Here is a 4,479-nt window from a genome sequence, read left to right on the forward strand (position 1 = left end):
TTTTGCAGCGCCTCCCTAGCTCGGCCCGGTCCCTGGGAGTGCTTTCAATTGTGGTCGACATGTAAAATACTCTGCGAGTCAGCATCTATGGAAGTATTGTTATAAAGCGCCGGTCTGTGCGGGCCCGGTCAAACGCTTCAAACATGAGGAGCGGACTGACTATGGTGCCTGCCGATCAAGCCGGTTAATCGTCTTTCTCAATGCCTTCCATAGCGCAAACTTCAAGGCCGTCAGAGCCAGGTGGAACTATCGAAGTCACTCGGCAATGAGCCGTTACATAAACATCGGCTTCAGTCAGATTAGCTTTAGCGCTGTCAGCTAGCTATTATCTAGCCATTATCAAAACACACCCGGTCAGGCCCTCCCGATCACCGGCAAGGACCGCTTCGTACACAACTTCCTTCCCCTGCTGAAAACCGTTGCGTCATCAAGCATAAAACCAGATGACGAGAATCACGGCCCCCGTCCATCCCAAGGTAAGCAAGAAAGAAAGCCCAGCAAGGCGCGGGTCCATGGAACTCCTGTTCTAGAAGGCTTGGGTAAGCAGAGCGCTGCATACGTAGGGACATAACGGCTGGATCACAGGTATATAAACTATTTTCACCACCTTGAAACACTGCCGGAACAGGGGTCTTGCTCTGGATCAACGTCTGATAACGGACGTATGGCCTGGTCACCAGCCAGTCTTTGAACGAAGCGCCGTTTGACGGCAGACTGAATGTCAGGGATCAGAGTAGCGTTACCTTCACCCGCATCCAGCCTTCCTCTACATCACCGGCGATTGCAGCAAGACAGGGAGTCTCGGCAAGGCGCTGGCGATATCGTCCTTTACGATAGCGCACAACCTTATGCATGCAGTTACCCCCAAGGTGACGATCGGAGCTTGCTGACAGACGTAGCCAGCGCCGTGGACGTGGTCGGCCTTGGCATTGCCGAGCACCTGCCGTGGGATGCTCTGGCGCTGCAGAACATGCTGACGAAACTGCCGTTGCTTGGCGATTGGCTGCCAACCCTCGGGGCTGACTCCTGAAACAGCGAGCAAAATTCAATTTATGCATATTTAAATAATTAACATATAACAAAATAGAATTTCACTGCGGGTTTTTATAGGCATATCGTCATCCTATACCGACCCCTTTCTCCAGGCGGAGGTGCATCCACCTTTCTGAACCGTCCGGAGCAAAACCATGAGCAGACAACGACACCTTAAACTTGGCGCAATGGTCCACGGGGTCGGCCATGGCTGGGGCGAATGGCGCCATCCGCACGCACTGGCCAACGCCAGTGTGAATTTCGGCTTTTATCAGCAGCAGACCCAGTTGGCCGAAGCGGCGCGCTTCGATTTTGTGTTCATCGCCGACAGCCTGCACATTCACGAAAAATCCAGTCCGCATTACCTGAATCGTTTCGAACCGTTGACCATTCTCTCCGCACTCGCAGCCACCACCCGGCATATCGGTCTGGTGGCAACGGTGACGGTCAGCTACACCGAACCCTTTCAGGTAGCTCGCCAGTTTGCTTCGCTGGACCACATCAGTGGCGGTCGGGCTGGCTGGAATGTGGTGACTTCCTGGCTCAGTGGCACCGCTGACAACTTCAGCAAGGGCGAACACCCACCGCACGCCGAACGCTACCGCATCGCCAAAGAGCACATCGAGGTGGTCAAAGGTCTGTGGGATTCTTGGGAAGACGACGCCTTCGCCTACGACAAGCAGAAAGGCGAATTTTTCACGCCTGGCAAACTGCACGCGCTGAACCACAAGGGCGAATTCTTCTCGGTGAAAGGCCCGCTCAACATCGCCCGGTCGAAGCAGGGTCAGCCGGTGATTTTTCAGGCAGGCACCTCCGAGGCCGGGCGTAACTTCGCCGCTCAGAACTCAGACGCGATCTTCGTCCACGCCGAGAGTTTCGATGAAGCGCGCGTCTATTATCAGGACCTGAAACAAAGGGCTGGCGGCTTTGGTCGCGACCCTCACGCACTGTCGATTCTGCCGGGCATTCGCCCGATTGTCGGGCGCGATGAGGCTGAGGTGGAGAGCCGCTATCGCCAGGCCGTGGAGTTGGTGACGATCGAAGACGCCATTGTCGCCCTTGGCCGCCCCTTCAATGATCACGATTTCAGCCAGTATCCACTGGACGAACCCTTCCCGGAACTGGGCGATCTGGGCTCCAACAGCCAGAAAGGCGGTTCGGACCGGGTCAAGCAACTGGCCAAAGACGAAGGCCTGAGCCTGCGTGAAGTCGCCCTGCGCTTCTCCCTGCCCCGCCGTGACTTTGTCGGCACACCGCAACACGTCGCCGACGCTATACAAACGTGGTTCGAAGCAGGCGCAGCCGACGGTTTCATCATCAATAGCGTCCTGCCGGACGGCCTGCAGTACTTCACAGAATGGGTGGTGCCGGTGCTGCAACAACGCGGACTGTTTCGCACCGAATACAGCGGCAATACGCTACGTGAAAACCTCGGCCTTGAGGTGCCTGTCAATCGTCATGCGAAGGCTGTCGCCCATCAATCTGACGAGGCGGTGGCATGACTCGACTCGTGATTGCCAGCCAGTTGGATGATGATTTCAATCAGGTGATTCGCGAGCGGCTTGCAGTGACCCACCCTGAAGCCAGGCTCATCGGCGTACCTGCCGGAGTGCCGAGCGACTTGCCCGGCGAGGTCAGCATTCTGCTGGCGCGCCCTATCAACGTGCGTGGTTATGAAGCCCCGGCCTCGCCGCCTCCGGGCTGGCCCTATGGCCTGAAGTGGATTCAGGTGGTGTCTTCGGGTATCGACTTCTACCCAGGCTGGCTGTTCAACGGGCCGCCGGTGAGCACCTCGCGGGGCAGCGCGGCAGAAAACATCGCCGAGTTCTCGCTGGCCGCCATTTTTGCCGCAGCCAAGCATCTGCCGGATATCTGGGTGCATGACTCGCAATGGAACTTCACCGCCCTGACGCCGCTCAAGGGCACCACGCTCGGGATTCTCGGCTTTGGTGCCATCGGTCGCAGCCTGGCAAGCAAGACCCAGGCGCTGGGTATCAACGTGATCGCATTGCGGCAAAGTCCGGCTCCGTTTGAGGTTGACGGTGTCGAGGCTGCACGCGACATTCACGACCTGTTCGCGCGCGCAGACAATCTGGTACTGGCCGCGCCGTTGACACCGGCGACGCGGCACATCGTCAACGCCGAGGTGCTGAACAGTGCCAAACCCGGCCTGCACTTGATCAACATCGCCCGTGGCGGCCTGCTTGACCATGAAGCGCTGCTCAATGCGCTGGATAATGGAAACATCGGCCTGGCCTCGCTGGACGTCACCGAACCCGAGCCCCTGCCGGACGGGCATCCACTGTACTCACACCCTCGCGTGCGCCTGTCACCGCACACCTCGGCGATCTCCAGCAACAGCCGTAACGAAATAGCCGACAGCTTTCTGGCCAACCTTGAGCGTTTTCTCAATGGGCAGGCCTTGCAGAATCAGGCTGATCGCCAGCGCGGCTACTGACACAGATCACACCCATTACGCTGCGTGGAAATACAACTCCTGAAACTCAGCGTCACCCTCAAATACCGAGCGTGCCATGCCCAAACCGATAAAAAACACACAACCTGGATACCGCCCTCCGCTGCTGGCAGGTCTGCTCGGGGCGTTGGTGTTATGCATCGCCCTCCCCGTCGAAGCACAGCAAACGTTGCGGATCGGTTACCAGAAGTCTTCCACGCTGATCACCCTGCTGAAAACACGCGGCACGCTGGAAAAAGCCCTTGCGCCACAGGACGTCACCGTCACCTGGCATGAGTTTCCGAGTGGTCTGCCGCTGCTGGAGGCGCTGAACGTCGGCAACGTCGATATCAGCGCGGATGTGGCAGACACCGTACCAATCTTTGCCCAGGCAGCGCAGGCCAGGCTGACCTACTTTGCCCAGGAAGCGGCCTCGCCTTCCGCGCAGGCAATCATCGTCCACAAAAACTCGCCCGTGCAGCAATTATCGGATCTGAAAGGCAAAAAAGTCGCTGTCACCAAGGCAGCGGGCTCTCACTACCTGCTGATTGCTGCGTTGAAAAAGGCCGGTCTGGCATTTTCGGATATTCAGCCCGCCTACCTGTCGCCCGCCGACGGCCGGGCGGCCTTCGAAAACAACAAGGTGGACGCCTGGGTCACCTGGGAACCCTTCCTGACCAGCGCACAACGGCAACTGCCAACGCGCACCCTGGCTGACGGCAAGGGGCTGTCCAGCTACAAACGCTATTACCTGACCGGCACTGGTTACGCCAAGGCTCATCCGCAAGTGCTCAGCGTGGTTTACGAGCAGTTGCACAGCGCTGGCATCTGGCTCAAAGCCAACCCGCGCGAAGCCGCCCAGGTGCTGAGCCCTTTATGGGGCAATCTGGATATCGAAACGGTCGAAATCGCCAACAGCCATCGGACTTATGAGATCCAGCCAGTCACGCACGATCAACTGGACGAACAACAGCATATTGAACCGCCCCGGG

General features: G+C 58.0%; 4 protein-coding genes. All 4 read left to right on the forward strand.

The features are described from left to right. Window positions 1-883 precede the first annotated feature (883 nt). Window positions 884-1,030, forward strand: a complete 147-nt coding sequence (locus ALO64_RS25670; RefSeq protein WP_162840019.1) for a hypothetical protein — start codon at window positions 884-886, stop codon at window positions 1,028-1,030. A gap of 157 nt (window positions 1,031-1,187) precedes the next feature. Then, on the forward strand, window positions 1,188-2,534 hold the full coding sequence (locus tag ALO64_RS08430) for an LLM class flavin-dependent oxidoreductase (RefSeq protein ID WP_044345620.1): 1,347 nt from the start codon (window positions 1,188-1,190) through the stop codon (window positions 2,532-2,534). Then, window positions 2,531-3,490, forward strand: a complete 960-nt coding sequence (locus ALO64_RS08435; protein WP_044345621.1) for a D-isomer specific 2-hydroxyacid dehydrogenase family protein — start codon at window positions 2,531-2,533, stop codon at window positions 3,488-3,490. The genes ALO64_RS08430 and ALO64_RS08435 overlap by 4 nt, the downstream gene beginning before the upstream one ends. A 76-nt stretch (window positions 3,491-3,566) precedes the next feature. Then, the coding region (locus ALO64_RS08440; protein ID WP_054991692.1) for an aliphatic sulfonate ABC transporter substrate-binding protein at window positions 3,567-4,479 on the forward strand (913 nt) is incomplete at its 3' end.

The sequence above is a fragment of the Pseudomonas meliae genome, assembly GCF_001400515.1.
In the GTDB taxonomy this organism is placed as follows: Bacteria; Pseudomonadota; Gammaproteobacteria; order Pseudomonadales; family Pseudomonadaceae; genus Aquipseudomonas; species Aquipseudomonas amygdali.